This window comes from Intrasporangium calvum DSM 43043 (assembly GCF_000184685.1).
GTDB lineage: Bacteria > Actinomycetota > Actinomycetes > Actinomycetales > Dermatophilaceae > Intrasporangium > Intrasporangium calvum.
Genome location: NC_014830.1, coordinates 168,045 through 194,845, shown reverse-complemented (window position 1 = coordinate 194,845; position 26,801 = coordinate 168,045). Strand labels below are relative to the sequence as shown.

Below are 26,801 nucleotides of genomic sequence, written 5' to 3'. Positions count from 1 at the left end.
TCTTCGGGTGCCCAACGACTACCTGCCGTGGATCATCGCCGGCATCGTGGCGCTGGCACTCGGGGTCGGGGTCGTCCTGGGCACGCGGACCGCTGCTCGCTCGACGACCGCCCTGCGGCGCCGGCGCGGGCGGGGTCGTCCCAGTCGCGACCAGTTCCGCTCGGGCCAGCGCAGCACCGCCCTCAAGCGGGCGGCCGTCGTCGTCAACCCGACGAAGTTCGCCGACCTGCCGATGATCCACGAGCGGATCACCTCGACCTCGCACGCCTGCGGCTGGGGTGACCCCCTCTTCTACGAGACGACCGTGGCCGACCCTGGCACCGGCCAGGCCGAGCGGGCCGTGGCCGAGGGGGCGAGCGTCGTCTGCAGCCTCGGCGGCGACGGCACGGTGCGCGCCGTCGCGAGCGGCCTCATCGGCACGGAGACGCCCCTCGGCATCCTCCCGGCGGGGACCGGCAACCTGCTCGCGCGCAATCTCGACCTGCCGGTGCTCGCTCTCGACGAGGCCGTCCGGGTCGCACTCACGGGGCGGAACCGCCGCATCGACGTCGGCGAGGTCGTCATCGGAGAGATGGACGCGCACGGGCAGCCGGTCGGCGGTGGCGAGCTGGTCACCCAACAGTTCCTCGTCATGGCCGGCATGGGTCTCGACGCCCTCATCATGGGCGGCACCAACGAGGCCCTCAAGCAGCGCGTCGGCTGGGCGGCCTACCTGCTGACCGGCTTCAAGCACCTCGTGTCCCCGGAGTTCCGCACCCAGGTCCGGCTCGACGCGGAGCCGGAGTTCAAGCGTCGGGCCCGCGCCGTCGTCATCGGCAACTGTGGTCGGCTGCTCGGCGGCCTGGTCCTCATGCCCGACGCCCGCGTCGACGACCAGCAGCTCGACGTCGTCATCGCCTCGCCCCGCGGCTTCGTCGGGTGGGCCCCGGTCATCGCTCGTGTCCTCACCCGACAGCGCAAGGGTCACTCCACGCTCGACCACAAGGTCTGTCGCGAGATCAGGGTGCGCGTCGACCATCCCCTGCCCGTGCAGGTCGACGGCGACGTCGTCGGCGAGGCCACCGAGATCAACGCGACCGTCCGCCCCGCGGCCCTGACCGTCCGCGTCCCCATCACCTGACGGACCGACGAGCACGGCCAGAGGTCAGGTGAGCAGGACCTCGCCCCACCACCGGCCGGGTTGCGTGCCGGGGGCTGCCGTCGGTGAAGTTGTAGCCCCGACGCAGGATCCGGATGCGGCCGAACCCCAGCTGCGACCAGCGGACGGACACGCCGAAGCCGAGCCGGATGAGGTTGCGACCGCGTGGACGGCGACCTGGGGGTCGTTGGCGCACGCCTGGATGCACAGGTCACCGCCTGAACGGGCGGGGTCGAGCTGGTCGCCGCGGAACGCCGGCCAGCTCCTCGAGCGCGGCTGGTCTGCGGGCCGCCAGGTCGAAGCGGTCATCGAAGAGGGACGGGCCGAAGCCGATGGTGAGGGTCAGTCCGGAGGCCGGCAGCCCGTACGCCTCGCCGGTGTCCTCGGGCGTTGGGGCCCACCGCCGACGAGGCCGCCCGGTGCCGCCTCGGGGGCGCGCCCGGCACCGTCGGTGGCCTCGGCCTGCAGCCCATCGACCCAGAGGTCCTTCTCCAGGCGGTGGTAGCCGGTGAACTCCCTGCCGTCCTCGATGACGTCCTCGCGCCCGTCGATCCGCGGGTCGAGGTCCCCGAAGCTCTCGACGGGCTCGATGGTCTCCCACGGGAGGCGGGCCGTCGGGTAGAGCTCCTTGGCGATGGCCCGGGCGACCTTCGCGTCGGCGCTCCTCTTGGCCGCCGTTCCCGTGAGCGTCAGCTCGCTGCGGAGGCCGTCGCCGAGCATGCCCGGCTTGCACGCGGTCGTGAAGGTGCCCTGCTCGGTCAGCTCGACCTGGAGCTCGCGCTTGAGGCCGGGTGTGAGGTTCTCGACCTCGGAGACGATCCGGTCCCCGTCGGCGTAGACGGAGAACTCGGTCACCCTGGTGCCGGTGTTGACGATGCCGAAGGTGATGGTCCCGGCGGGAGCGGTGGTCGCGCTCAGGTCGGAGCGGGTGTCGCTCGCGGTCACCGTGATCGCCCGTGGGTCGGCTGGCGAGTCGGACGCCTCAGCGGCGCTGCAGGCGGTCAACGCGACCACCCCCAGGGCGATGGACATGGCGGAGTGGAGGGTGCGGGGCATGGCTCCTTGTGAGTTGCAGCGCGGGTCAGCGCGGGTCAGCGCGGGTCAGCGCGGTCGGGTGGGCAGCGGCCGGATGCCGCTGGGCTCAGTTCGCCGGGGCCGGCTCGCTGGGGCGCGCGGCCAGGTCGGCAGGAGCACTCGGCGCAGGCTCGCTCGGCTGAGAGGTGCGCTGGGGACGGAGGAAGAGGGTGAGGATGACCGCGACGTAGAGCGACCAGGCCACCGCCTGGACCACGGTCGGCTGCGGCGTGAAGTTGAAGATGCCGCGGAGCAGGTTGCCGATCCAGCCGTCGTGGGCGATGACGGAGCTGATGTCGAACGCGACGGCGCCCAGGCCCGGGAGGAGACCGGCTTCCTGGAGGTCGTGCAGCCCGTAGGCGAGGATGCCGGCCGCGACGACGACGAGCAGGCTCCCCGTCCAGCGGAAGAAGGCGGTGAGGTTGATCCGGACGGCGCCACGGTAGATCAGACCCCCGAGGGCGACCGCTCCCGTGAGGCCGAGGACCCAGCCGATGAGCGGCTGCGAGTTGCCTGCGCCGGCCGCCTGCGTCGTCGCGTAGAAGAAGATCGCCGTCTCGAGCCCCTCGCGGCCGACCCCGAGGAAGCCGACGAGGGCCACCGCGAGCGGTCCGAGGTCGAGAGCCCGATCCAGGCGGCCCCGCAGCTCGCCCGAGATGGTGCGCGCCGCAGAGCGCATCCAGAAGACCATCCCCGTGACGAAGACGACGGCGATGATGGACGCGAAGCCGCCGATCAGCTCCTGCTGCTCGAAGGAGAGCCGGCTCGTGCCGTAGGTGAGGACCGCGCCGAGGACGACGGACAGCGCGACGGCGGTCCCGACTCCGAGCCACACCCACCGCAGCGCCCAGTGGCGGCCGGTCTTGACGAGGAAGGCGACGAGGATGACGACGACGAGGGCGGCTTCGAGGCCTTCGCGAAGACCGATGAGGGCATTGCTCACAAGCATGTAGGAAAGGCTAACCTAACCTCGCTGGGAGAATGCTGGGAGCCTCCTTCGCCGAAAGCCCCGGCGCCCGCCCACCGGGTGCCGGACACTGGGAGCAGCAGCCGCGCCACCCCCGGGGCGGGAGCACGGGAGGGACAGGGCATGCACGTGATCCGGGCCGACCAGGTCTTCGACGGTGACGGGTTCCTGGGCCGGACGGACGTCGTCCTCGACGGCCCCAACGTCGTCGCGGTGCAGGAGCCGACGGAGTACGCGAGCGAGGTCGTGGTCGAGGACCTCGGCGCCGTCACCGTCCTCCCCGGCCTCGTCGACGCCCACCAGCACCTGACGTGGGACGCCGCCGACCCACTCGCGTGGCACGCCGAGCACGACGACTCGGCGCTCCTCGAGCAGGGCCGCACCAACGCCCGCCGGGCCCTCTCCGCGGGGATCACGACGATCCGCGACCTGGGCAGCCGCGGTCGGGTGGCTCTGCAGCTGCGCGACGAGACCGCCCGCAGCCCTCTCGCCGGCCCGACGCTGCTGGTCGCCGGCCCTGCCCTGACGACCCCCGGCGGTCACTGCTGGTTCCTCGGCGGCGCCTGCACCGACGCCGACGAGCTCGTCAAGGCGGTCGCCCGCCTCGACGAGGCCGGTGTCGACGTCATCAAGGTGATGGCGACCGGAGGCAACATCACGCCGGGCTCCGCGCCACACGAGTCGCAGTTCCGGCTGCCCGAGCTGAAGGCGGTCGTCGACGCGGCCCACGCCGCCGGGCTCCCGGTCGCCGCCCATGCGCACGGCACCGGCGGCGTCTCCGATGCGACGGCGGCCGGGGTCGACACCATCGAGCACTGCAGCTTCTTCACGGAGGACGGGATCGCCGAGGACCCCGCGCTGATCCAACGCCTTGCCGAGTCCGGCGTCGCCGTGTCCCTGACCGCAGGCACCCCCCCTGGCACGACGCCCCTGCCAGCGGTCGCCGCCCGGATGCCGGCCCTCCTGGCCCACATCCGCGGCCTCCGTGAGGCGGGAGTGCGCTGCATCCTCGGGACGGACGCCGGGATCGGCCCGGGCAAGCCGCACGACGTGCTGCCCCTCGCCGTCGTCCAAGGGGTCGAGCTGGTCGGGATCCCGGTCACCGAAGCGCTCGCCATGTGCACCTCGCGGGCCGCCGAGGCCATCGGGCTGGGGCGCCGCGCCGGCCGGCTCCGCGCCGGCGGCACCGCCGACGTCCTCGTCGTGACCGGCCTCGTCGACGAGGATCCCGCGGCCCTCGTTCGGCCCGCCCGGGTGCTGAGAGGCGGGGTGCGGGTCGCGTGACCGCCCCCGCAGAAGCTAGGCGGGCACGCCGATGACGAGGCCGAGCGGCTCCGTCCCCATGGTGGCCGGGCGGCGGGTCTCGACGAGCGACAGCCGGTCGGCCAGGGTCGGCCGACGGCTCCGCAGTCGCTCGATCACCCACCAGGCCTGAGGGATCTCGGGCCTCTCGACACCAGGCCCGACGAGCGGCTCCAGCACCACCGTGGAGACCCACATGGCGTCGAGCAGCTCGAGAGCCCGCCCGCCCGTGGACCGCAGCCGGCGGGTCCGCCGTCGGCTCGCCGCCGTGAGGCGGAAGGTGAGGCCCACCTCGGCGAGCGCCAGCCGGAGCTCGACGAGCCACGGCGCGTCATCGGTGCGCGGGAAGCCGGCGACGAGCAGCCGCCCCGGCACGTAGTCCGTCATCGCACTCCCCCCGTCGTCGGGCCCACTGGCCCTCCCAGGGCCTCGACGTGCAGAGCCGGCTCCGTCCGCGGGTGATACGTCAGGCCGCCCCGGGAAACTTTCTCGCCCGGGACGTATCAGGGACCCGGCCATCGTCTCTGGTCCGGTGGGGGCAAGGAGACATCGGGCGCCCGGGGGCGTTGCTGGGGGGCAACGGGGCCCGATGTCTCGCAGGATCCCACCGGCTCAGGGGGCCGGTGGACCCTGGGGAGAGACAGGGGACAGAGGAGGCGCCGGGTGGTCACACACCCGGCGCCCCTCGGCACGTCCGGCGCCGGTTCGCCGATCCCGCTCAGCTGCGCAGCTGCTCCAGCCAGAGCCGCGCCGCGTCGAAGTCGTGGTCCGCCGTGCCGAGGCGAGCATCCGCCCGGACCCCGTCGGCCCGGGGGTAGGAGCCGAGGAACCGCACGTCCGCGCAGACCCGCCGCAGACCCATCAGCGTCTCACCCACCCGGGCGTCCTGGACGTGACCCTCGAAGTCGATCGAGAAGCAGTAGCTGCCCATCGCCTCCCCCGTCGGACGGGACTCGAGCCTCGTCATGTTGACGCCCCGAACGGCGAACTGCTCGAGCAGCTCGAGCAGCCCTCCGGCGTGGTCGTCGCGCTGGAAGAGCACGACGGTCGTCTTGTCCGCTCCCGTGGGCTCCGGCAAGGTCCCGGGACGCGACACCAGGACGAAGCGGGTCACCGCGGCCCGGTTGTCACCGATGTCCCCGGCGAGGATCTCGAGGCCCTCGTTCGCCGCCGCGACGGGCGCGCACACTCCCGCGTCGAACATCACGTCGCCCGGCCGGCCGAGGGCGGCGGCGCTCGCCGCCGTGGACAGGGTCGGGACGTAGACCGCGTCGGGGAGGTGGCTCGCCATCCAGCTGCGCACTTGAGCCCACGCGTGCGGGTGGGTGCCGACGCTGCGGACCGAGCCCAGCGGCATACCGGCTCGAGCACAGAGGACGAAGGTCACGGGCACGAGCACCTCGCCGATGACGACCAGCGGGTCACCCGTGGCGAGGGCGTCGAGCGTCGCGGACACACCGCCCTCGACGGAGTTCTCGATGGGCACCATGGCCGCGTCGATCTCGGCCGACCGAAGCGCATCGAGCGCCGCGTCGACGCTGCCGAAGGGGACCTGCTCCTCGTGCCGGGCGCCGTCCCAGGCGTCGAGCGCCATCTGCGTGAAGGTGCCCCGCGGCCCCAGGTAGCCGAAGCGATGCAGGTCGGACAGGGTCCGTGGCGTCATGGGACGTCCTTCTGGCTCGAGGGATGGACGGAACGCGGCTCGCCCCTGGTCGCAGCGGCGAGCGCCTGCTGCTCCTCCGGGCTCAGGGTGATGCTCGACCGGCCGCCGACGACGCCCTTCGCGTACGTGCGTGACTCGCTGCGCGCGTGGATCGACGAGATGACGATCCCGTCGCCGAGGTCGTCGACGATCGCCGCGGAGAAGGAGAGGCGGCCGCCCATGTCCCCGAAGGCGTCGTAGCGGACCACCGCGACGTGGCGAAGGCTCTGGCGCACGTCGTCCTCGGCGGTGCGAACCTGCTCGCGAAGCCGGCTCACCTCCGTCGCGATCCGGTCGATGCGGTGGTTCTGGCCGGCCGCGACGCGAGCGATGTCGGTCGACCCGTCCCCGGCGAGGGCCCGGAAGTCACGCCGGATCCGGGCCAGCCGCAGCTGCGCGCCCACCGCGAGGGCGAGCGCGAGCACGGCGACGACCGCGGCTCCGATGGCCACGACCGCAAGGGTCGGTTCCTCCACGATCCGCAAGGGTAGTCCCGCCGCGGGCGACGCTCGCTCCCGTTCCAGGCTGTGGCCGCCGCCCAAGGGAGCGTCCGGATCGGCCGAGGGGCGGCTTTGTAGTCTGTCCCCCGTGATCCGCAGGCATCCCGTCAAGGCGCTCTTCGCCGTGCTGGTCCTGCTGGTCGCAGCCCTCGGGTGGTCCTATGCGACGCGGGACTCGGTTCCCGTGCCCCGCACCGCCGACCCGGAGCCGGGGGAGTCGCTCGTCGTCGTCGGTGTCGGCGGTATCTCCTGGGACGACGTCTCCCCCGACCGGACACCAGTCCTGTGGGGTCTCCTGCGGGACGGGGCGGCCGCCTCGGTGTCAGTCAAGACCTTGCACCTGACGACCTGCCCCACGGACGGCTGGGCGACCCTCTCCGCAGGTGAGGCCGCCGGTCCCCGGGCGGAGGGCGACCGCCCGGAGTGCACGCCCCTGCCCGAGGTCGTCGGGGACGAGCAGCGCGGCTACTCCGTCGCGGGTTTCGCGCAGATCGCGGCCGCGTCCCGGGAGGCGGCGTTCGAGGCCCGGCTCGGCCTGCTCGGCGACAGCTTCGCCGACCACACCTCCTGCGTCGGCGCGATCGGGCCCGGGGCGGCCATCGCCGCGGCCCGCTCCGACGGGACGGTGCAGCGGTACACCCCCTTCGACGAGGGAACTCTGGTGTCGGAGCTGGCGCAGTGCCCGATCACCCTGGTCGACGCCGGGGGGATCCTGACGACGGACCCCGACCCGGCCACGCACGTCGAGCAGACCACGGCGATCGAGCAGCGCATCGCCCGGGTGCGGGACGCCATGCCGACCGGCGCGGACCTCATCGTCGCCGGGCTCGCCGACCGCGACCAGCAGGAGCGGCTGCGGATCCTCACGGCAACCGGCCCGCACTACGCACCCGGCATCCTCGCGTCCGCGTCGACCCGGATGGAGGGGATCGCGCAGATCTCCGACGTCACCGCGACGATCCTCCAGCGCGGCGGCGTCCGGGCCGTCGAGCCGATCGGCGGGCGGGCCCTGTCGGCCAGCCCGTCGCCGAACAACAGCGAGTCGACGGCCGCCAAGAAGCTGACCCGGCTCACCGACATCGACACCAAGGCCGACGCGATGCACCGCATCGTCGTGCCCTTCCTCGTCGTGTGGCTGGCCAGCGCCCTGCTCGCCCTGCTCGTGCTGTGGATCCTCTGGCAGCGCGCTCGTCCCTGGCACACGCGCCTGTCCCGTCAGCGGATCCTGCGCCTCACCCGGCTCGTCGGGCTCGTCGCGGCCGGAATGCCCGCCGCCACCTTCCTCGCCAACCTCGTGCCCTGGTGGCGGTGGTCGCCGCCGTCCTCGGTGCTCGTCGCGCTGCTCAGCGCCCTCGTCCTGCTCATCAGCGGACTCATCGCCGTGGTCTGCCTCAACGGACCCTGGGGCTCCTCGGCCCTCGGCCCGCTCGCCGTCCTGTCGGCCGTGACCGCGAGCGTCATCGGGCTCGACCTGATGACCGGCTCCCGCCTGCAGATGTCCTCGATCTTCGGACTGCAGCCCCTGGTCGGCGGCCGCTTCTACGGGATGGGCAACGTCGCCTTCGCCCTCTACGGTTCCGCCGTGATCCTCCTCTGCGCGGCGATGGCGCACGCCCTGAGGCGGCGCAACGCCCCTCGGCTCGCCGTCGTCGTCGTCCTCGTCCTCGGAGGTGCCGCGCTGGCCGTCGACGTGTTGCCGGCCTGGGGTGCTGACTTCGGCGGCCCGATCGCCCTGGTGCCGGCGCTGGGTCTGCTCCTGATGCGGGTCGCGGGGATCCGCGTCTCGGTGCGGAGCCTGGCGCTCGTCGGTCTCGCCGCAGGGCTCGTCGTCGGGCTCGTCTGCTACCTCGACTGGCGCCGACCGGAGCAGTACCGCTCGCACCCCGGCCGATTCTTCCAGACGCTGCTCGACGGGGACGCGTTCACGGTCGTGTCCCGCAAGCTGCTGGCCAACGTCGAGCTGTCCACCGCGCACCCGGCTCTGCTGGCGGTGGTCCTCGCCGTCGCCGCGTTCGTCCTCGTGCTCGTGCTCCAGCCGGGCCGCTTCGGCACGGCCCCCTTCGCGCGGCTCGTCGAGGAGGCCCCGCTGCTGCGCGACGGGCTCGTCGCCATCCTCGTCCTGTCGGCCATCGGCTTCCTCACCAATGACTCCGGGGCCGCGATCCCCCCGGTGGCCATGGTCCTCACCGTTCCGCTGGTCGTCGCGGCCGTCGCCGCGTTCATGGCGATCGAGCGCGCCAACGAGCCGGTCCGACGCCGGCGTGACCGGCACCACCGCTGACCGAACCGCACGCCGGACGCGCCAGCCGCCCCCTCCCCGCACTCAGGACCCCGAACCCGGCGACCGGGCCAGCCGCGCAACACACCCGCTTACCGTCTGCCACCCCCACCTGCAACCGAGGGGTGCGGTCGGTAAGCGGGTGTGTTGCGGTTGAGCGCGGTGCAGGCGGTGGCGGTGGCGGTGGCGGGTCAGGGACGGTGGCGGGTCAGGGACGGTGGCGGATCAGGGGCGGTGGGAGTGGCGGTGAGAGCCAAGTCGGAGGCGGCGCACCGCCAGGGCCAGGGCCACGTCACGGTACTGCGCCGCCCGGTGCAGCTGGCCCCGCCAGTCAGCGCCCGTGACGCGGTGGTGCAGGTCGCACGGGATCTCTCGGACGACGAGCCCGGCCTCCAGGACGTCGATCGTCATGCCCACCTCGACGCCCCACCCGCGGGCGAACGGCGTCGCCGCCGCGCGGGCGGCCGGCGAGAGGCACCGCATGCCGGAGAGCGGCTGGACCGGGCTCCAGCCGGTGAGCTCCTCGATCCCGCGTCGGGCCAGGCCGACGACGAGCCCGCGGCCCCCGCCGGCGCTGCGCTGTGGGGGCAGGGTCGCAATGGTGAGATCAGCCTCGCCACGGAGGACCGGGCCGACGAGTGCCCCGACCTCCGTGGCGGAGTCCGCCAGGTCGGCATCGACGAAGAGGACGGCGGCGCCCGGGTCGACCCGACCCACCCGCTGCAGTCCGGCCATGCGGCCGAGGCCGCTCATGAGGGCGTCGGCCTTGCCGTGGTTCCGGGTGAGCCGGACCACCTCGGCACCGGCGCCGGCCGCGATCCGCGCCGTCGAGTCGCTCGAGCCGTCGTCGACGACGACGATCTCGCCGACCCCCGGGATGCGCCGGACGCCCCGGATCGTCGCAGCGATGCGTGTCGCCTCGTCCTTGGCCGGGATGACGACGACGAACGGGACGGCAACACCGGTGGGGTGCGGCATCGGCCGGTCGCTCAGCGCAGCGTGACCTGGCGGTTCATCAGACCCGCCCGCGCGCCGCGCTCCGCGGCGGTGAGCGGCGCCGTCGACGTGACGGCCCCCTCGAGCCGCCCGTGCATCGCCGAGACGCCCGCCTCGTGGGACTCGGGCTCCGCCTCCGGGTCCACCTCCCACACGGGGATGAGCAGCCCGCTGGAACGGAAGCAGCCGAGCAACCGGCCCCCGTCGCCGAGCGTCGACGTGCCGGCGGCGTGCAGCCGGGCCAGGGCACTCGTCGAGGTCTCCTCGTCGTGGGGCAGGACCCACCGGACGTAGCATCGCTCGCCGATACGGCACCAGTAGGCGGAGGGAGCCGCTGCCAGCTTCACCGTGGGGATCGCCGACTCGTTCGCGCGCTCGAGGGACTGCTGCCCCTCGACGTCGAGCTCGCTGTCCCCCACCCAGAACTCGAAGCCCTCGTGGACCTCGATGTCGAAGGGTGCGTCGAGGTCGAGGAGGTCCTGGAGGCGGTCGGTGTCGAGCGTGGAGACCGGCAGGGTGGTCACGGGGCTGCCCGGCTGGGCCGCGACGGCCAGCTCGATCGCCTGGGCGATGTCCCGGCTCGTGTCGCCGCTGGCGTTGCCGGACTGGATCCCGACGAGGATCTCGCCGGTGTCCCGGTGCAGCGCGGGCCAGGCCAGCGGCAGGACGGTCGCGATGGTCACCGTCTCCGGGGCGCCCTCGGGAGCCCTGCCCGGTGCGAAGCGGATGGTCGCCGTCGCCGCCGGCACGATCTCGCGCATCGCCACCCAGTCGGTCTCTCCCGGCAGGCCCTCGAAGGGCCGCGCCACGAAGGGGGCCGGCACGGGGCCGGAGGTGCGGGCAGCGCGGTCAGCCCGGGAACGTCGAGAAGCCTTACCCATGGGACGTCACCCTAGTGGGTGGTCAGACGCCCGCGTGAGCGAGCCCAGCGGCATACGGCTCCCGCAGTGGCTCAGTGTGAGCGGCGCCGCGAGGGACCGCCCACCGAGGCCCACACCGTGCGGCCGTTGGGCTCGTCGAGGACGCCCCACTCGTGGGCCAGCGAACGGACGATGCGCAGCCCGCGGCCGCCCGGGCCCCACGTCGTCGGCGGGGCCGGCCGCGGGACCGTCGGTCCGCCACCGTCGGTGACCTCGACCTCGACGACGTTGTTCTTGACCTTCCAGTGGACGCGGATCGCGCCGTCCGCAAGGGGTTTCGCATGGCGGATCGCGTTGGCGACGAGCTCGCTCACGACGATCTCGGCCTCCTCCACCACCTCGCCGGGGACCTCGCGGGACGCGAGGTCGGCGACGAGGGTCTTGCGGATGCTGGGCGCTGCCGAAGGGGCCCAAGGGATGCGCACAGTCCTCTTCTCGTTCTGGGGGGCACCCCCGTCCGTGCTGGGACTGCCGTCCTGCATCGTCGGCACGCGGGTCCTCCTCCCCTGGGCGCCGGTCGCCCGTCCGGATGCGCTCCGTCAGCGTAGCGACGTCGGGGCGCGCAAACAATGAAGCATCAACCGAGTCCTACCCGCAACCTCAGTCCGCCAAACCTAGCCAACGATCCAGTCGCGATATATCGTTGATGCATCACGATTGCTCCGGTCGTGGATCACAGGGAGGCAGCGATGAACTCAGACCGCAACGAAGCGAACGAAGAGTGGGGCTGGTCCGACGCGACGGCCGGCTCGGAAGGTGAGCCCGGCCACCGAGGTGGCCCGAGCCGACACGGAGGCCACCGCCGACCGGGAGGTCCGGGGGGCCGCGGCCCCGGGGGGCCGGACTGGCTCACCGGGTTCGGGGGCTGGGGGCCGGAGGGTGGCCCCTGGGGCGGCATGGGACGCGGACGTCCCGGACCGCCGCCATGGATCCACGACCTCATCCGCCAGTTCGGGGGGCCGGCCTTGGGACCAGAGCAGCACCCCCGCGGACCGCGCCGCCCCCGCGCCAGGCGGGGCGATGTCAGGGCCGCCATCCTCGACGTGCTCGCCGGCAACGAGATGAACGGCTACCAGCTCATCCAGGAGATCGCGGAGCGCACCGGGGGCGGGTGGAAACCGAGCCCCGGCTCGGTCTACCCGACCATCCAGCAGCTCGAGGACGAGGGCCTCGTCGAGGGCCGCGACGCCGAGGGGCGGCGTCTGCTCCGCCTCACCGACGAAGGTCGCCGCTACGTCGAGGAGCACCCGGACGAGATGGGTGCCACGTGGGCTCCCTTCGAGCCGGAGAACGACGCCGCTCCCGACGACCGGGCGAGCCACGGCTTCAGCGGCACCCCCGGGGGCGACGGCCTGATGCCCGTCGTCGGACAGGTGATGGGCGCGATGTGGCAGGTCGTCACCACCGGCACGGCGCAACAGCGCGCCGAGGCCCGCGACATCCTTTCCGAGACCCGGCGCCGCCTCTACCAGCTCCTCGCCGATGGCGACCCCGAGTGAGACCCGGCGGCTCCCCGAGACCTCGACGGTCCCCGGGGAGCCGCCGTGGCAGGCGGACCTCACAGGTCCCGGTGCTCGAGCATCTCCTGGGCGTCACCGCGACGCAGGTTGTGGATGGCCAGGGCCAGCCCGCCCCACACCACGAGGATGGCGACGACCATCATGACGATCGCTCCAGTGCTCATTCTGAGTCCTCCCTCCCGTGTCCGTGGACGGGTGTGTCCGGGCGCCAAGGGATCCGGGCCAGCAGGAAGCCTGCGACGAGCACCGCGAGGGCTGCTCCCCAGCCGAAGGCGAGGAGCATCCACTGCGGGTAGTCGCCGCCACCGTAGGGCTCCTGCACCACGGCGATGAACTCGCGGACGAGGACGAAACCGAGCGCGATCGGGCTGATCACCGAGACGAGGGCGATCCACCACCAGCGCACCGGCACCGACCCGTCGGTGTTGAGGTGGCTCTGCAGGCCCGGCAGCGCCCGGACCACCCAGGCGAGCACGACCATGCTCACCACCGCCACGAGCAGGATGCCGAAGCGGTTGATGAAGTGGTCGAGGATGTCGAGGACGAAGAGGCCACTGGTGGTGCTGAACCCGAGCAGGCTGAGGATGGCGCACGGGATGGTGACCCACAGCGTCGCCCCGATCCGCGACATCTCGAACTTGTCCCGAACGGCGGAGACGACCACCTCGAGGACGCTGATGAGGGACGTGAAGCCCGCGAGGACGAGCGAGAAGAAGAAGAGCACGCCGAGGACCGCGCCGGCCGGGGCCTCGTTGACGATGGCCGGGAACGCGACGAACGCCAGACCGAGCCCCGAGGTGGCGACCTCGCTGACGGCGACGCCGGACGCCTGCGCCATGAAGCCGAGCGCCGCGAAGACGCCGATCCCGGCCAGGATCTCGAAGCCGGAGTTGGACAGGCCGACCACCATCGCCGAGCCCGTCATGTCGGTGCGCCGCTTCACGTAGCTGGCGTAGGTGATCATGATCCCGAACCCGATCGACAGGGAGAAGAAGATCTGGCCGTACGCCGCCGCCCAGACGGCCGGGTCGGCGAGCGCCCCCCAGTTCGGCGCGAAGAGGGCGTCGAGTCCGGCACCCGCACCGGGGAGGGTGAGCCCCTGGATCACCAGCGCGAGGAACGCGACGACGAGCACCGGGATGAAGATGACCGAGGTGCGCCCCACGCCTCGCTGGACGCCGAGGGCCATCAGCACGATGAGCGCTCCCCAGACGATGAGGAGCGGGATGATGACGCCCGGGACGAAGTCCAGCGAGATCCCGGGGGACTCCGCGACCTTGAGGTAGTCGCCGAACAGGAAGGCGTTCGGGTCGTCCCCCCACGCCTTGGTGAAGGAGAAGACGGTGTAGCTGAGCGCCCACGCGAGGACGGCGGCGTAGTAGACGGCGATCATGAAACAGACGCCGACCTGCCACCAGCCGAGCCCCTCGGTGCCGCGGGAGAGCCGCGCGAACGACAGCGGGGCCGACCCGCGGTACTTGTGCCCCAGGGCGTACTCGAGGAAGAGGAACGGGATGCCTGCGGTGAACAGTGCGACGAGATAGGGCAGGATGAAGGCGCCGCCACCGTTCTCGTAGGCGACATAGGGGAAGCGCCAGATGTTGCCGAGGCCCACGGCAGACCCGATCGCGGCGAGGATGAAGACCCGCCTCGTGGAGAACATGCCCCGATGTGCCTCGCGAACATCGTCGTCCGCTGTGGTGCTCATGAACCCTCCCGGATCGAACGAGACTGGTGCTCCATAGCATTCACCCAAACGCGGGAGCTGCGCCAGCCTTCCCGGCGCGGACCCGGACAGGAGCCGGCCCGATGACCCAGCGAATCCACCTCGTCGGCATCGGACTCGGTGACCGTGCCCACCTCACCGGGGCGGGCGTCGCCGCCCTCGACACCCTCGACGTCTTCGTCGTCCTCGAGCCCGGGGCTGCGGCCCAGCGGGAGCTGCTCGCCGCGGTGCTGACGGACCCCGGTGCGCACCGGTTCATCGAGCCCACCGCCCACCCGAGCGAGCCTGGGAGCGTTGGGAGCCCAGCGGCATACGGCGTGGGGTCGGTGAGCGAGCGCGTGACGGCGATCGTCCGGGAGCTCGGGGAGCTGGCTCCGCCCGCGGCGACGGTGGGCCTCCTCGTGCCGGGGGTCCCGGCGCTCGAGGCCGCGGCGCACGAGCTCGCCACGGCGCTGGCCGACCGACTCGGCATCGGCGTCGCCATCACTCCGGGCGTCGGGGCGGCTCAGCTGCTCGCGGCGCGGCACGGCATCACCCTGGGACGAGACGGAACGGGCGTCCACGCCATCTCCGGCCAGCACCTCGTGGACACCTACCAGCCCCACGACGGCGATGCGGTCGTCGTCGCCGACGCCGAGCTGCGCTGCCTCGAGCTCGCCGAGCTGTACCCCGACCTCGAGGTCTTCTGGGGAGCGCACCTCGACCGCGACGACGAGGTGCTCGTCTCGGGGCGGCTCGGCGACCTCGCGGCCACCCTGACCGCGGCGCGGCGGCGTGCCGAGGACGCGTCGGGGTGGCTGCTCGACGCCTACGTCGTGCGCCCGTCGGAACCGAGCAGCGAGGTCGGGCCGCCCCCCTGGCCCCCGGTCGAGCGCCTGTCCGACGGCGTCCTCGGCCTGCGCCCGCTCACCGCGAGCGACTGGCAGACGGTGCTCGAGGAGAACAACGACGAGGAGTCGCTCAGGTGGTCGCTCACCGGGCCGCTGACCGAGGCCGAGGCCCGCCGCCGGGCCGCCTCGGCTCGTCGGGACTGGGTCAGCGGGCGGGCGGCACGGTTCGTCATGGTCGACGAGGCGACGGGGCACCCGGCGGGGGCGATCGGGGTCCTGCGGATGGGGCCTCCCGACATCGGACTCATCGGCTACGGGGTCCTGCCCCGGTTCCGGGGCCGCGGCTTCACCACCCGAGCGCTCGAGCTGCTCGCGGAGTGGGCGTTCAGCGCGACCTCGATCGTGCGGCTCGAGCTCGGCCACAAGGTCGGCAACGTCGCCTCGGGCGTCGTCGCAGCCCGCGCCGGGTTCGTCCGGGAAAGCGTCCTCACCGGCCGGCTGCGGAACGTGGACGGGACCTTCTCCGACGAGGTGACGTACGCGCGGGTGCGCCGCTGAGGCGGTTCGCGGTCAGCGCGACGTCACGGGCCGCGCGGCGTCACGGGCCGCGCGGCGTCACGGGCCGCGCGGCGTCACGGGCGGCGCGGCGTCACGGGCCGCGCGGCGTCACGGGCGGCGCGGCGTCACGGGCCGCGAGCCCGGGCCCAGCGGCATCCTGCTCGACTCCCTCAAGTCGGACCCCGCTGACATCTGGCTGGTCCGGCCCGACGCCCGCACCTGCGCGGTCGTCCGGGAGCCCGGCGACCTCGTCACGGCGGCGCGCCGGGCGCGGGGTCACCCGGCCTGACGGGCCGCCGGGCTCAGCCGGCCTGCTCCACCCACGCGAAGGGCACCGAGAGCAGTCCGTCGGGGACCCGCACCCGGTAGCGCGTCCGCCCCCGCGTGACGATCCGACCCACCGCCCCGTCGTACTGACCCGGAGCCGCGATGCGGACCACTGCACCGGGTCCGAGGCGGCCCGGCGCGAGGTGGGGCAACCCCAGGAGCAGGGCGTCGAGCTCGGCCGCGTAGTTCGGGTGCATCGCCACCCGCCGTCCCTGGTGGGTCCAGTCGAAGACGCGGGCGGCCTCCGTGCCGCGGCAGCGGGTGCAGAGCACGACTCGCGACGGCATCCGGTGCCGGGTCGTCCGGTGGCCGGCGGGGCAGGTCCCCACCCACGCCCCCGCGATGCCCGGGGCGTCGACGGAGGAGCAGCGGTTGCCGGAGCAGCCGATCTGCCGGGCCCTGGCGCGCCACACCGCGTCGTGGCCGTGCCCGGGACCGACGAGCGCATGGGCGATCTCGTGCAGGATCGTGTCGCGGACCTCGGCCTCGGGGTGGAGCCGCGTCAGATGGGCACTCAGCGAGATCTCCCGCTTGCCCGCCCGGCAGACCCCGGCCCGCGTCCTCGCTCGGTCGAGGTTCAGCGTCCAGTCGCTCAGGCCGTGGACGGCCATCAGCTCCCGGCCCAGTTTCAGTGCAGCACTCAGCTCCATTGGTGTCCCTACTGTCGGTGCCCCTGCCGTGACCCTAGGAGGACGCACCGACAACCTCGGTGTCGCGACGTGCCCTCCCGATGGGCGGGCGGGTCGCGAAGTGCTCCTTCGATTGCGAGGCACGATACCCCTGGGGGTATGTTTGACCTGCCCTGTGTCGGCGCTCCCACGGACGCTGACCCACAATGGGCGTGCGACCCCGCCCCCGTCAGGAGATCACCCATGTCACACCGTCGTCGTCTCGCCGGCGCCCTCCTCGCCCTCGTCGCCGTCACCTCCGTGGCCGCCTGCAGCGGCGCGGACGACGGCGCGAACCTCTCCTCCGCCGCACCCGCAGCCGCCGCGCCGACCCTGGGCGCCGAGCTGTCCGCCGCCGACTTCGCCGCCGCCGCGAAGCGCGAGGGCACGACCATCCTCGACGTCCGCACGCCCGCCGAGTTCGCGGAGGGTCACCTGCCGGGCGCGGTCAACGTCGACGTCGAGGGAGCCGACTTCGCGACGACGATCGCCCAGCTGGACCCCAAGGCGCCCTACGCCGTCTACTGCCGCTCGGGGAACCGGTCCGCCGCAGCGCTCCAGCTCATGCAGGCTGCCGGGTTCACCTCGGCGTACCACCTCAGCGGTGGGATCGGAGCCTGGCAACAGTCCGGCGGCGAGGTCGTCACCGACTGAGCCCGGCTTCCCCATGCCGAGGCCTCCCCTCCCGCCGTACCTGACGGCGACCGCGTCCGAGCTCGTGGCCGAGCGGGCCGCCGGTGCCGATGGCGCCGACGAGGACGTCCACTTCACCGAGCACCTCGCCACCGAGGTCATCGAGCGCCTGAGCGAGCCGGGGGACCTCGTCCTCGACCCGTTCGCCGGGTTCGGCACGACCCTCCTGGTCGCGGACCGGCTCGGGCGGCGCGGGCTCGGCGTCGAGCTGCTCCCCGAGCGGGTCGACGTGGTTCGCGCGCGCGTTCCCGCGGCGACGATCGTCGAGGGCGACGCCCGCGGCCTGCACCGGCTCCTCCCTGACGCGGGCCCCGTCGCCCTCTGCCTCACGTCGCCGCCCTACCGCACCGCGAACGACCACCCGCACGACCCGCTCACCGCCTACACGCTCGTCGCGGGCAGCTACGCGAGCTACCTCGCGGACCTCGCGTCGATCGCGCAGGCGCTGCGGCGCATCCTCCGCCCCGGCGGTCACCTCGTGCTCAACGTCGCCAACATCCGCCACGCCGGACACACCACCGCTCTCGCGTGGGACGTCGCCCGGGCGGTCGGCGCCGTGCTCCCGTTCCAGGGCGAGACCGTCGTCCACTGGGACACGCTCCCGCACGACTTCACCGGCGACTACCTGCTGACCTTCCGACGCGAGAGCTAGCGTTTCGAGCGGCAGCGAGCCCAGCGGCATACGAACGAGGTCGTATGCCGCTGGGCTCGCTCCGCGCGGCCGGCGCCGTGGGTGCCGGGCTCAGCCCGCGTGCTTGGCCAGGCGCAGCCACGTGTCGACGACGGTGTCGGGGTTGAGCGACATCGTCTCGATGCCCTCGTCGAGCAGCCACTCGGCGAGGTCAACGTGGTCGGACGGGCCCTGCCCACAGATGCCGACGTACTTGCCCTGCGCGCGGCACGCCTGGATCGCCATGCTCAGCATCTTCTTGACGGCCGGGTCGCGCTCGTCGAAGGAGCCCGCGACGAGCGCCGAGTCCCGGTCGAGGCCGAGGGTCAGCTGCGTCATGTCGTTGGAGCCGATCGAGAAGCCGTCGAAGTGCTCGAGGAACGCGTCCGCGTTGACGGCGTTCGAGGGGACCTCGCACATCATGATGACCTGCAGGTCGTTCTCGCCGCGGCGCAGCCCGTGCTGGGCGAGGAGGTCGATGACGCCCTTCGCCTCGGCGACGGTGCGGACGAACGGGATCATGATCTTGACGTTGGTCAGGCCCATCTCGTCCCGGACGAACTTCAGCGCCTCCGCCTCCATCGCGAAGCACTCCGCGAAGTCGGCCGAGAGGTACCGCGAGGCCCCACGGTAGCCGATCATCGGGTTCTCCTCGTGCGGCTCGTAGCGCTCGCCGCCGACGAGGTTGGCGTACTCGTTCGACTTGAAGTCGGACATCCGGACGATCACCGGCTCCGGCGCGAAGGCGGCCGCGAGCATCGCGACGCCCTCGCTGAGCCGCTTCACGAAGAACTCACGCGGGCTGTCGTAGGCGCCGATGAGCCCGCGGATCTCGTCGCGCAGCGCCGGCTCCTGGTCGTCGAGCTCGAGCAGGGCGCGGGGGTGGATCCCGATCTGGCGGTTGATGATGAACTCGAGCCGGGCCAGGCCGATCCCGTGGTGCGGCAGGCGCGAGAACTCGAAGGCCTGCTCCGGCGTCCCGACGTTCATCATGATCTTCACCGGGACCTCGGGCATCTCGTCGAGGGCGGTCTCGTCGACGGAGAAGTCGAGCAGCCCCTCGTAGACGAACCCGGTGTCGCCCTCGGCGCAGGACACGGTCACCTCGTGGCCGTCCTCGAGCACCCGGGTCGCGTTCCCGGACCCGACGACGGCGGGGATGCCGAGCTCACGCGCGATGATCGCGGCGTGGCAGGTGCGGCCGCCGCGGTTCGTGACGATCGCGCTGGCCCGCTTCATGATCGGCTCCCAGTCGGGGTCGGTCATGTCGGCGACGAGCACCTCGCCCGGCTGGAACTCGTGCATCGACGCGACGTCGCTGAGCACGCGCACCGCCCCGGAGCCGACCTTCTGGCCGATGGCACGCCCCTCGGCGACGACCGGTCCACGCTCGTTCATCCGGAACCGTCGCAGCGTCGACGAGCCGGAGCGCGACTTGACCGTCTCGGGTCGGGCCTGGAGCACGTAGATGCGCCCGTCGATCCCGTCGCGGGCCCACTCGATGTCCATCGGGCGGCCGTAGTGCTCCTCGATCCGCACCGCGTGCTGCGCGAGCTCGGTGACCTCGTCATCGGTCAGGCTGAACCGGACCTGGTCGGCCGGGTCGACGGGGACGAACTCCGTCGTCCGCCCCACCGAGGCGTCCTCGGTGTAGACCATCTTGGTCGCCTTGGCCCCGATGCCCCGCTTGAGGATCGCGGGCCGACCGGCGCGCAGGGCCGGCTTGTACACGTAGTACTCGTCCGGGTTGACCGCCCCCTGGACGACACCTTCGCCGAGGCCGTAGGCGCTCGTGATGAAGACGGCGTCCGGGAAGCCGGACTCCGTGTCGATGGTGAACATGACGCCCGACGCGCCGATGTCCGACCGGACCATCCGCTGCACACCCGCCGACAGGGCGACGCCGGAGTGGTCGAAGTTGCTGTGCACCCGGTAGGCGATGGCCCGGTCGTTGTAGAGCGAGGCGAAGACGAGCTTGATCGCGTGGAGGATGTTGTCGATCCCGGTGATGTTGAGGAAGGTCTCCTGCTGGCCGGCGAAGGACGCGTCGGGCAGGTCCTCCGCGGTGGCGCTCGAGCGGACCGCCCAGCTGACGCCCTCCGCGCCGGCCGCGGCGACGAGCTCGTCGTAGGCCGTCCGGATCTCGCCCTCCAGGTCCGCCGGGAACGGCTGCGACTCGACGGCGTCGCGGATCTGCCTCCCGACCTCGGCGAGCCTCCGCACGTCGTCGACGTCGAGGTCGTCGAGCAGCGCGTTGATGCGGTCGGCGAGCCCCTCGTGCGCGAGGAACCGGCGGTAGGCCTCAGCCGTCGTCGCGAAGCCGTCCGGGACGGACACCCCCGCCTTCGACAGGTGCTGGACCATCTCGCCGAGGGAGGCGTTCTTGCCGCCCACCGACTCGACGTCGGTGAGCCCCAGCTCACGGAACCAGAGGATGTTGGCGGTCATGTGTGTTGTCCTTTCGTCGGCGATGACGGGCGAAGTCTGGAGATCTGGAGCCTGGCGGCAACCCGGCCGCTAGGCGAGGTTGCTCATGTGCCGGGTCTGCATGATGACCGCGGCCATCTCCTCGACCGACATCGACGCCGAGTTGATCGAGGGGATCCGGTGGGCTCGGTAGAGGGCCTCGGCCCGCCGCAGCTCGTAGCTGCACTGGGCCAGCGAGGCGTAGGTCGACCCCGGGCGCCGCTCGCTGCGCACCTGGCTGAGGCGCGCGGGCGTCGAGACGAGGCCGAAACACCGGTCGGCGTAGTCCCGGATCGGACGGGGCAGGTGGGTGGAGTGAAGGTCCTCCTCGACGAGGGGGTAGTTCGCGACCCGGATCCCGTGCTGGAGGGCGAGGTACATCGACGTCGGCGTCTTGCCGCAGCGTGAGGGGGCGACGAGGATCAGCTCGGCCTGGGCGAGGTTGCGCAGGCTCTGGCCGTCGTCGTGCTCCATGGCGTACTCGATCGCCTTCATCCGCTGCTCGTAGCGGCGCGGGTCGCCGAGCCCGTGCAGGCCGGCCCGGTTGTGGCTCGCGTTGACGTGGAGGACCCGCTCGATGGCGTCGAGGTGACTGCCGAAGAGGTCGATGAAGGCGCACTTCGTCTTGACGAGCTCGGTCCGCACCTCCTCGTCCGCGACGGTCGAGAAGACGAGCGGGGTGACCGCGTCGGTCATCGCCTCGTCCATCTCGGCGACGACCTGCCGGGCGATCTCGGGTGTGGTGATGAACGGGATCTTGCGGCGCCGGAAGCGGACCGAGGGGAACTGGTTCAGCATGAGGTTGCCCAGGGTCTCCGCGGAGATGCCGGTGCCGCCGGCGAGGAAGAACACCGGTGTCTCGGTGACGCTGTCGGGGGCACTCACGGCGCCACTGTCCCACAGCCGGGCCCACCGCGCCCGTGCCGTCCGCCTCTGCGGAACGCCCGTCCGGGATCTGGCAGACTGCCCGCGGCGACAGGAGGGCAGCCGTGCGGAAGGGCGTCGGATCGAGGGCCGTGGGGCTCGCGGTGGGTTTCGTGGCGGACCGTCTCCTCGGCGACCCGAGGCGCTGGCATCCCGTCGCCGGCTTCGGGACCGCGGCAGCGGCCGTCGAGCAGCGGACGTATGCCGCTGGGCGCGCTGCCGGGGTCCGTCACGTCGCGTTGCTCGTCGGCTCCACGGCCGCCCTCGGGCTCGTCGCCGAGCGGGCGACGCGGCACTCCCCCGTGGTCCATGTGGCGGCCACCGCGGCGGCGACGTGGGCCGTGCTCGGGGGGCGCTCCCTGGTGCGCGAGGGCGACGTCATCGGCCGGCACCTGTCGTCCGGGGACCGGGTGGCCGCCCGACGACGGCTGCGCCACCTCGTCGGGCGCGACACGACCCGGCTCGACGAGCACGAGGTGGCCCGGGCGTGCGTAGAGTCGGTCGCGGAGAACACCTCGGACGCGGTGGTCGCCCCGCTGCTCTGGGGCGGCCTGCTCGGGATCCCCGGGCTCGTCGGCTACCGGGCCGTCAACACCCTCGACGCGATGATCGGCCACCGGACGCCGCGGTACCGCGACTTCGGCTGGGCGGCGGCGCGGCTGGACGACCTCGTGAACTGGGTCCCTGCCCGGGTCGCCGCGGGAGCCGCACTGACGGGCGCGGCGCTCGACGGCGACTCCTTGGCGGTGTCCCGCGCCCGCGAGGCGATCCGGCACGACGCCCCGGCCCACCCGAGCCCCAACGGCGGCGTCGTCGAGGCGGCGTTCGCCGGAGTCCTCGGCGTCACCCTGGGAGGGACCAACGTGTACGAGGGCCGGGCCGAGGACCGAGGGACCCTGGGCACGGGGCCGAGCCCAGCGGCATCCGACATCGCGCGGGCGAACCGGCTGTCCCGCCGCGTGGGAACCTTCTCCCTCGTGGGTGCGATCGCCCTCGCGCTCCTCCCGCGACCCCGGCGCTAGCGCTCGGGGGGGCGCGGCTGCCTCGGCACCGGCGGGATCTCGAGCCCCTCGAGCGGGCGGCCGTGGTGCTCCTCGTACCACTTCGCGTAGGCGGCGACCGCGGTCGGCAGGGTGGGGAAGATGTGGTCCTCGCCGACCTTGTCGACGAACCCCGCTGCGTCGAGCGGCTCGCGCATGTCCTGCTTCACTCGGGCCATGGCGAACCGGATCCCCTCGTCCGCCAAGGACAGCCGCAACGTGTCGAGGGCATCGACGGCCGTGAGGTCGACCTCGGTGTTGGCCTCGGCGTTGAGCAGGAACCACTCCACCGGCGCCGTCCGCTGGGAGTCGGCCACCGCCTGCAGGGCGCGCCGGACGAAGTCGTGGGAGTTGGCGAAGAACAGTGGGGAGTCGTAGCGGTAGACGACCAGACCGGGCACCTGCACGGCGTTGGAGTGGTCGTCGATGTCATGCATGCCGGCGACGTTGGGGACGTAGCCGAGGACCCCGTCGTGCGGGTGGACGATCCGCCGCAGCAGGTCGAGCACGGACAGGACGATGGCCACCCCGATGCCCGGCAGGACGCCGAACCCGAGGACCGCCACCGTCGTGGCGAGCGAGAGGACCAGCTCGCTGTGCCGGAAGCCGGTGATCCGCCGCAGCTCGGCCACGTCGACGAGGCGCAGCGCGGCGTAGACGACCACGCCCCCGAGGGCCGCCGTCGGGAACGTCGCGAGCACCGGCCCGAGCCAGAACATCGTCGCCGCGAGGACGGCGACGGACACGAGCGAGTGCAGCTGCGTGCGGGCCCCCATCGCGTTGGCGAGCACGGTGCGGCTGCCGCTCGAGCTGACCGGGAACCCGGACGCGAGGCTGGACGCGATGTTGGCGGCGCCGAGCGCGACGAACTCCTGGTTGCTGTCGATCGTCTCGCGGCGCTTGAGGGCGAAGGCGCGACCGGTGAGCACGTTGTCGCTGTAGGCCACGACCGCGACCCCCACGGCCGCTGGCAGGAGCTTCCAGATCTCGACGTCGTCGAGCTGGGGCACGCTCAGCGGGGGCAGCCCCCGGGGCACCTCGCCCACGACCCGGACGCCCTCGTCCGTCAGCCCCAGGACGTGGACGAGCGCCGCGGCCGACACCATCGCGATGAGCGGGCCCGGCCAGCGCCGCGCCCAGCGGCCGAAGGCCAGCAGCACCACGAGGACACCGGAAGCAACCGCCAGGGTGGGACCGTGCACCTCACCGAGGTGGGTCGCCGTGAAGCCGACCTCCTCGAGGAAGGTGCCGCTCTCCACCTCGATCCCGGTGATCTTGCCGAGCTGGCTGACCACCATGAGCGCGGCGATACCGGCCATGTAGCCGACGAGCACCGGCTTCGACAGGAGCTCGGCGAGGAACCCGAGCCGGACGAGCCACGCGAGGACGCAGACGACGCCCACGGCGAGGGCGAGCAGGGCAGCCAGCTCCGCGTGGCGACCGCCGCCGGCCGCACCTGCGAGAGCGCCGATGCCCGCCGCGGTCATCAGGGCCGTCGTCGACTCGGGGCCGACGGACAGCTGCCGCGACGACCCGAGGAGCGCGTAGACGACGAGGGCCGGCGCACACGCCCACAGCCCGGTGATCGCGGGGAGCCCCGCCACCTCCGCGTAGGCCATGACCTGTGGGACGAGGTAGGCCGAGACGGTGACGCCGGCGAGGACGTCGCCGCGCAGCCAGGTCCGGTCGTAGGAGAGGAGCACGCCCAGGCCGGGGGCGAACCGCGCCCACCCGGCGGCTCCCTCGCGCTGGTCGGTCACCCTGTCGAACGTACCGGCCGACCGGCCGACCGGCCGGTGTGACGGAGAAGACGCGTTCCCTCCACCACACAGGTCAACCGCGAAGGCCCACTGGGAGTCAACTGGAGGTGAAGGAAGAAGGCGCCATGGGTGCAGCGTCGACACCCCGGTCCCGGTGGTTCGCCACCGCGGCGATGGTGTCCGGCCTGCTCCTGACCTCCTGCAGCGGCACGGCACCGGACGAGCCGGGCGGCCCGACGTCCGGCGGCGGAGCCTCAGTGACGAGCAGCAGTCCGACTGCCTCGGCCCCGACCAGCTCGGCGACGTCGACGCCGTCACCCAGGACGTCACCCAGGGCCTCGACGAGCCCGTCCTCGACCAGCGCCACGTCGCGACCGCCCACGTCCCGGCCGGTGACGACCCCGCCCCGGCCCCCCACGCGCACCCCGACCGCGCCGCCTCCGACGACCTCGAGAGCGTCGACCACCACCCCTGCCACCACGCCCCGCACGACCCCGACCACGACATCTCCCCGGCCGGTGGCGTGCACGGTCCCGAGCGGGCTGCTCGGCCGGGACCTCACCAGGGTCCCGACCGATCGCAAGGTCGTCGCCCTGACCTTCGACGCCGGGGCGAGCAACGACGGCGTCGCCTCGATTCTGGCGACCTTGGCGGACAAGGGCGTTCCGAGGACGTTCTTCCTCACTGGTGACTTCGTCGACGCGTTCCCGAGCAGCGCCCGGGCGATGGCCAAGTACCCGATCGGCAACCACACGTACAACCACCCCGACCTGACGACCCTGTCCGACAGCGGGATCCGCACCGAGATCAACAGCGCGGAGAGCCGCATCAAGGCGGTCACGGGTCAGGACCCGCGACCGTACTTCCGCTTCCCGTTCGGCGCGGTGACGACGCGCACGATCGCGGTCGTGAACGCGGAGTGCTACGTGCCGTTCCGGTGGACCGTCGACACGCTCGGGTGGAAGGGCACCTCGGGCGGCCAGTCGGTCGGAACCGTGGTGAACCGGGTCCTCGACGCCGCGGTGCCGGGCGAGATCGTGCTGATGCACGTCGGCGCCCACCCGAAGGACGGCTCGACGCTCGACGCCGACGCGCTCCCCCGGATGATCGACGCGCTCCGGGCGCGCGGCTACGGGTTCGTCACCCTGCAGGCCGTTCTGGGATCTGCGCCCTGAGTCGTTCCCGGCGACGTTCCCGGCCCGATAGATGTCGGGCCCCCGCCGTCGCGGCTCCTACGCCGGGCGGCGCGCGTTCAGCGCCGAGTCCACGGCCTCGACCGCAGTGCGCATGTCGTGCCCGAGGGGGACGGACCCAGCACCGACCTCGTCCTGCCTTCCGCCCCCGACGAAGACGACGAGATCAGGATGGGCAGCGAGCAGCTCCTCGCACACCTGGCGGGCCGGGACGACATCCGCGGCTCGCGGCACCGCGAGCACGACCGCGGTGGCGCCGCGGGCCGCCACAGCCTCACCCCAGTCCCCCGCCGGCAGGTCCGCTCCGAGGTACGCAGTGGAGTAGCCGGCCCGGCGAAGGGCCACGGCGAAGGCGAGGACCCCCAGCTCGTGCCGCGCACCGGGCGGGAGACCCAGCGTCACGATCGGGCCAGAGGTCCTGGCCCCGGCCGCCTCGTAGGCCGCCGCCAGCCGACGCTGGATCGCATGGCTGAGCAGGTGCTCGCCCGCGATGGAGATCCTCCCGTCAGCCCAGGACTCGCCGATGACGCTGAGGGCAGGCATGAGCCAGTCGTCGACGACCCTCTCGAAACCTGCGCGGCTGAAGGCCTCGTCGAGAATGTCGGAGACAGCGACCGTGTCGAGTCGCCCGGCTGCGGCGACGAGCTCGTCGACGCGCGGGAGGACCGAGGCCTCCGGTCGAGGGCCCGGGCCGCCGTCGACCTGCGACAGTGGGCCGCCACGCTGTGCGGAGCCCTCGATGCGAGCCTTGGTCTCGGCGGCCGCCTCCCGAGCCGACCAGCCCTCGTTGACGAGCGCCGCCATGATGCCGAGGGCGCGCAGGTCGTCGGCGGAGTAGAGGCGGTAACGGCCGTCCGAGCGCACCGGGCTGACGACGCCGTAGCGCCGCTCCCAGGCCCGCAGGGTGGACAGGCTGATGCCGGTCAGCTCGGCAGCGCGCTTGATGGTGTACATGGTTTGTCGAGTCTAGGTCCAGAGCTCACAGCGTGTGCAGCGTGCGTCGCAGACCGTCGGCACCCTGGTCGACCAGGCGCTTCAGGGCCGGCGCGAGGACGGGGGTGGCGAGCTTCCACAGCCCCTTGAGGTCGAACGACGCCGAGTAGGTCACCGTGGCCCCGGACGCATCCCCCTCGACCGTCATGTCGTCGTGCGCGACGAGGCTCTGGTTCTCCCCGCGAAGGAGGATGTGGCGCCCCGGGTCGAGCTCGGTCACGACGTAGTCCACCTCGGCCTCGCGCCCCATGAACCGGGAGCGGTTGCGATAGCGCGTGCCGACCCCCCCGGTGCCGGAGATGCGTTCCGTGCGGACCGTGGCCGGGTCCCACTCGGTCGTGGTCGTGAAGTCGGCCAGGTACGCGAACACCCGGTCGGCCGGAACGGGGACGGTGAGCGTGCGGACGAACTGCATGGCTTCCTCCTGAACGAACCTTTGACAAACCTTATACATCGACTCTACATTGAGTTCCACGCCAGGGAAAGTCCCATCCAGCCGCCCGTCGGCTCCGAATGGCTGGTCGTCGACGCGACCGCACGCCCCCGAGGGAGCACC

26 protein-coding genes and 1 pseudogene are annotated in these 26,801 nt (G+C 72.7%); 9 read left to right on the top strand and 18 right to left on the bottom strand.

Translation table 11 applies throughout. The features are described 5' to 3' along the window. Positions 1–7: 7 nt before the first annotated feature. On the top strand, positions 8–1,120 hold the full coding sequence (locus INTCA_RS00895) for a diacylglycerol/lipid kinase family protein (protein ID WP_013491059.1): 1,113 nt from the start codon (positions 8–10) through the stop codon (positions 1,118–1,120). A gap of 115 nt (positions 1,121–1,235) precedes the next feature. On the opposite strand, the pseudogene INTCA_RS20175 reads toward INTCA_RS00895, so the two are convergent. The 3 genes and pseudogenes from INTCA_RS20175 to efeU all read right to left on the bottom strand — a co-directional run. Next, positions 1,236–1,526, bottom strand: a pseudogene (locus INTCA_RS20175) (Dyp-type peroxidase); the annotation flags it as partial. Continuing rightward, the gene (locus INTCA_RS20170; RefSeq protein ID WP_244859920.1) at positions 1,481–2,170 is read right to left on the bottom strand and encodes a cupredoxin domain-containing protein; all 690 of its coding nucleotides are present in this window, start codon (positions 2,168–2,170) and stop codon (positions 1,481–1,483) included. The pseudogene INTCA_RS20175 and the gene INTCA_RS20170, both read right to left, overlap by 46 nt. 109 nt (positions 2,171–2,279) lie before the next feature. Beyond that, positions 2,280–3,161, bottom strand: a complete 882-nt coding sequence (efeU, locus tag INTCA_RS00885; RefSeq protein WP_013491058.1) for an iron uptake transporter permease EfeU — start codon at positions 3,159–3,161, stop codon at positions 2,280–2,282. Positions 3,162–3,302: 141 nt separating this feature from the next. Here efeU and INTCA_RS00880 point away from each other — a divergent pair, with 141 nt between their 5' ends. Further along, positions 3,303–4,463: an amidohydrolase family protein gene (locus INTCA_RS00880; RefSeq protein WP_013491057.1), complete on the top strand. Its 1,161-nt coding sequence runs from the start codon at positions 3,303–3,305 to the stop codon at positions 4,461–4,463. 15 nt (positions 4,464–4,478) lie between these two features. Here the strand turns inward: INTCA_RS00880 and INTCA_RS00875 are convergent, their stop codons facing one another. The 3 genes from INTCA_RS00875 to INTCA_RS00865 form a co-directional block, all read right to left on the bottom strand. Next, positions 4,479–4,868 (bottom strand): hypothetical protein, encoded by a 390-nt coding sequence (locus tag INTCA_RS00875; RefSeq protein WP_013491056.1) that lies wholly within the window; start codon positions 4,866–4,868, stop codon positions 4,479–4,481. Positions 4,869–5,199: 331 nt separating this feature from the next. Continuing rightward, a complete protein-coding gene (gene pheA, locus INTCA_RS00870) occupies positions 5,200–6,144 on the bottom strand; it encodes a prephenate dehydratase (RefSeq protein WP_013491055.1) in 945 nt (314 codons plus the stop codon). Then, positions 6,141–6,659, bottom strand: a complete 519-nt coding sequence (locus tag INTCA_RS00865; RefSeq protein WP_041308081.1) for a DUF4446 family protein — start codon at positions 6,657–6,659, stop codon at positions 6,141–6,143. Before INTCA_RS00865 ends, pheA begins: the two co-directional genes overlap by 4 nt. Before the next feature lie 112 nt (positions 6,660–6,771). Here INTCA_RS00865 and INTCA_RS00860 point away from each other — a divergent pair, with 112 nt between their 5' ends. Beyond that, the gene (locus INTCA_RS00860) at positions 6,772–8,964 is read left to right on the top strand and encodes a hypothetical protein (protein ID WP_013491053.1); all 2,193 of its coding nucleotides are present in this window, start codon (positions 6,772–6,774) and stop codon (positions 8,962–8,964) included. A 222-nt stretch (positions 8,965–9,186) separates the two neighbouring features. Here the strand turns inward: INTCA_RS00860 and INTCA_RS00855 are convergent, their stop codons facing one another. From INTCA_RS00855 to INTCA_RS00845, 3 genes are all read right to left on the bottom strand, one after another. Next, entirely contained in the window at positions 9,187–9,939 is a 753-nt protein-coding gene (locus INTCA_RS00855) for a glycosyltransferase family 2 protein (RefSeq protein WP_013491052.1), read from the bottom strand. Between the two features lie 11 nt (positions 9,940–9,950). Next, entirely contained in the window at positions 9,951–10,838 is an 888-nt protein-coding gene (locus tag INTCA_RS00850) for a DUF5926 family protein (protein ID WP_013491051.1), read from the bottom strand. A 71-nt stretch (positions 10,839–10,909) separates the two neighbouring features. Continuing rightward, entirely contained in the window at positions 10,910–11,359 is a 450-nt protein-coding gene (locus tag INTCA_RS00845) for an ATP-binding protein (RefSeq protein WP_052338059.1), read from the bottom strand. A gap of 414 nt (positions 11,360–11,773) precedes the next feature. On the opposite strand from INTCA_RS00845, the gene INTCA_RS18460 reads away from it, so the two are divergent. Further along, positions 11,774–12,376, top strand: coding sequence for a PadR family transcriptional regulator (locus INTCA_RS18460; protein WP_244859860.1), 603 nt, complete (start codon positions 11,774–11,776; stop codon positions 12,374–12,376). Positions 12,377–12,435: 59 nt separating this feature from the next. On the opposite strand, the gene INTCA_RS18875 is transcribed toward INTCA_RS18460, so the two are convergent. Next, on the bottom strand, positions 12,436–12,561 hold the full coding sequence (locus INTCA_RS18875) for a methionine/alanine import family NSS transporter small subunit (protein WP_013491048.1): 126 nt from the start codon (positions 12,559–12,561) through the stop codon (positions 12,436–12,438). Beyond that, on the bottom strand, positions 12,558–14,105 hold the full coding sequence (locus INTCA_RS00835; RefSeq protein WP_013491047.1) for a sodium-dependent transporter: 1,548 nt from the start codon (positions 14,103–14,105) through the stop codon (positions 12,558–12,560). The genes INTCA_RS18875 and INTCA_RS00835 overlap by 4 nt, the downstream gene beginning before the upstream one ends. A gap of 101 nt (positions 14,106–14,206) precedes the next feature. Here INTCA_RS00835 and INTCA_RS18455 point away from each other — a divergent pair, with 101 nt between their 5' ends. Then, complete coding sequence (locus tag INTCA_RS18455; protein WP_013491046.1) at positions 14,207–15,511, top strand: GNAT family N-acetyltransferase; 1,305 nt, start codon at positions 14,207–14,209, stop codon at positions 15,509–15,511. Between the two features lie 302 nt (positions 15,512–15,813). Here the strand turns inward: INTCA_RS18455 and INTCA_RS00820 are convergent, their stop codons facing one another. Then, positions 15,814–16,488, bottom strand: a complete 675-nt coding sequence (locus tag INTCA_RS00820) for a SprT-like domain-containing protein (protein WP_013491045.1) — start codon at positions 16,486–16,488, stop codon at positions 15,814–15,816. 222 nt (positions 16,489–16,710) lie between these two features. Between INTCA_RS00820 and INTCA_RS00815 the strand changes: the two genes are divergently transcribed. Next, positions 16,711–17,160, top strand: a complete 450-nt coding sequence (locus tag INTCA_RS00815; protein WP_013491044.1) for a rhodanese-like domain-containing protein — start codon at positions 16,711–16,713, stop codon at positions 17,158–17,160. Positions 17,161–17,173: 13 nt separating this feature from the next. Beyond that, positions 17,174–17,851 carry a DNA methyltransferase gene (locus tag INTCA_RS00810; protein ID WP_013491043.1) on the top strand — a complete coding sequence of 226 codons (678 nt, stop codon included), beginning with the start codon at positions 17,174–17,176 and terminating at the stop codon, positions 17,849–17,851. Positions 17,852–17,941: 90 nt separating this feature from the next. On the opposite strand, the gene ppsA is transcribed toward INTCA_RS00810, so the two are convergent. Further along, a complete protein-coding gene (gene ppsA, locus INTCA_RS00805) occupies positions 17,942–20,317 on the bottom strand; it encodes a phosphoenolpyruvate synthase (protein WP_013491042.1) in 2,376 nt (791 codons plus the stop codon). Positions 20,318–20,386: 69 nt separating this feature from the next. Next, the gene (locus tag INTCA_RS00800; RefSeq protein WP_013491041.1) at positions 20,387–21,220 is read right to left on the bottom strand and encodes a pyruvate, water dikinase regulatory protein; all 834 of its coding nucleotides are present in this window, start codon (positions 21,218–21,220) and stop codon (positions 20,387–20,389) included. Positions 21,221–21,324: 104 nt separating this feature from the next. Between INTCA_RS00800 and INTCA_RS00795 the strand changes: the two genes are divergently transcribed. Next, positions 21,325–22,281, top strand: a complete 957-nt coding sequence (locus tag INTCA_RS00795; protein WP_013491040.1) for a cobalamin biosynthesis protein — start codon at positions 21,325–21,327, stop codon at positions 22,279–22,281. On the opposite strand, the gene INTCA_RS00790 is transcribed toward INTCA_RS00795, so the two are convergent. Next, positions 22,278–24,059 (bottom strand): SulP family inorganic anion transporter, encoded by a 1,782-nt coding sequence (locus tag INTCA_RS00790; protein WP_013491039.1) that lies wholly within the window; start codon positions 24,057–24,059, stop codon positions 22,278–22,280. The genes INTCA_RS00795 and INTCA_RS00790 overlap by 4 nt on opposite strands. Positions 24,060–24,156: 97 nt before the next feature. Beyond that, the gene (locus tag INTCA_RS20165) at positions 24,157–24,588 is read right to left on the bottom strand and encodes a hypothetical protein (RefSeq protein WP_244859859.1); all 432 of its coding nucleotides are present in this window, start codon (positions 24,586–24,588) and stop codon (positions 24,157–24,159) included. On the opposite strand from INTCA_RS20165, the gene INTCA_RS20035 reads away from it, so the two are divergent. Continuing rightward, positions 24,578–25,234: a polysaccharide deacetylase family protein gene (locus INTCA_RS20035; RefSeq protein ID WP_218916280.1), complete on the top strand. Its 657-nt coding sequence runs from the start codon at positions 24,578–24,580 to the stop codon at positions 25,232–25,234. The genes INTCA_RS20165 and INTCA_RS20035 overlap by 11 nt on opposite strands. 57 nt (positions 25,235–25,291) lie before the next feature. Here INTCA_RS20035 and INTCA_RS00780 read toward each other — a convergent pair whose 3' ends face one another. Then, complete coding sequence (locus INTCA_RS00780) at positions 25,292–26,206, bottom strand: MerR family transcriptional regulator (protein ID WP_013491037.1); 915 nt, start codon at positions 26,204–26,206, stop codon at positions 25,292–25,294. 25 nt (positions 26,207–26,231) lie between these two features. After that, a complete protein-coding gene (locus tag INTCA_RS00775; protein WP_013491036.1) occupies positions 26,232–26,660 on the bottom strand; it encodes an SRPBCC family protein in 429 nt (142 codons plus the stop codon). Positions 26,661–26,801 lie beyond the last annotated feature (141 nt).

Excerpts from the sequence above, each read along its gene's own strand:
- INTCA_RS20170 (WP_244859920.1), bottom strand. The coding sequence starts at position 2,170 with ATGTCCATCGCCCTGGGGGTGGTCGCGTTGACCGCCTGCAGCGCCGCT.
- efeU (WP_013491058.1), bottom strand. The coding sequence starts at position 3,161 with ATGCTTGTGAGCAATGCCCTCATCGGTCTTCGCGAAGGCCTCGAAGCC.
- INTCA_RS00880 (WP_013491057.1), top strand. The coding sequence starts at position 3,303 with ATGCACGTGATCCGGGCCGACCAGGTCTTCGACGGTGACGGGTTCCTG.
- INTCA_RS00875 (WP_013491056.1), bottom strand. The coding sequence starts at position 4,868 with ATGACGGACTACGTGCCGGGGCGGCTGCTCGTCGCCGGCTTCCCGCGC.
- pheA (WP_013491055.1), bottom strand. The coding sequence starts at position 6,144 with ATGACGCCACGGACCCTGTCCGACCTGCATCGCTTCGGCTACCTGGGG.
- INTCA_RS00855 (WP_013491052.1), bottom strand. The coding sequence starts at position 9,939 with ATGCCGCACCCCACCGGTGTTGCCGTCCCGTTCGTCGTCGTCATCCCG.
- INTCA_RS00850 (WP_013491051.1), bottom strand. The coding sequence starts at position 10,838 with ATGGGTAAGGCTTCTCGACGTTCCCGGGCTGACCGCGCTGCCCGCACC.
- INTCA_RS00845 (WP_052338059.1), bottom strand. The coding sequence starts at position 11,359 with ATGCAGGACGGCAGTCCCAGCACGGACGGGGGTGCCCCCCAGAACGAG.
- INTCA_RS18460 (WP_244859860.1), top strand. The coding sequence starts at position 11,774 with ATGGGACGCGGACGTCCCGGACCGCCGCCATGGATCCACGACCTCATC.
- INTCA_RS18875 (WP_013491048.1), bottom strand. The coding sequence starts at position 12,561 with ATGAGCACTGGAGCGATCGTCATGATGGTCGTCGCCATCCTCGTGGTG.
- INTCA_RS00835 (WP_013491047.1), bottom strand. The coding sequence starts at position 14,105 with ATGAGCACCACAGCGGACGACGATGTTCGCGAGGCACATCGGGGCATG.
- INTCA_RS18455 (WP_013491046.1), top strand. The coding sequence starts at position 14,207 with ATGACCCAGCGAATCCACCTCGTCGGCATCGGACTCGGTGACCGTGCC.
- INTCA_RS00820 (WP_013491045.1), bottom strand. The coding sequence starts at position 16,488 with ATGGAGCTGAGTGCTGCACTGAAACTGGGCCGGGAGCTGATGGCCGTC.
- INTCA_RS00815 (WP_013491044.1), top strand. The coding sequence starts at position 16,711 with ATGTCACACCGTCGTCGTCTCGCCGGCGCCCTCCTCGCCCTCGTCGCC.
- INTCA_RS00810 (WP_013491043.1), top strand. The coding sequence starts at position 17,174 with ATGCCGAGGCCTCCCCTCCCGCCGTACCTGACGGCGACCGCGTCCGAG.
- ppsA (WP_013491042.1), bottom strand. The coding sequence starts at position 20,317 with ATGACCGCCAACATCCTCTGGTTCCGTGAGCTGGGGCTCACCGACGTC.
- INTCA_RS00780 (WP_013491037.1), bottom strand. The coding sequence starts at position 26,206 with ATGTACACCATCAAGCGCGCTGCCGAGCTGACCGGCATCAGCCTGTCC.
- INTCA_RS00775 (WP_013491036.1), bottom strand. The coding sequence starts at position 26,660 with ATGCAGTTCGTCCGCACGCTCACCGTCCCCGTTCCGGCCGACCGGGTG.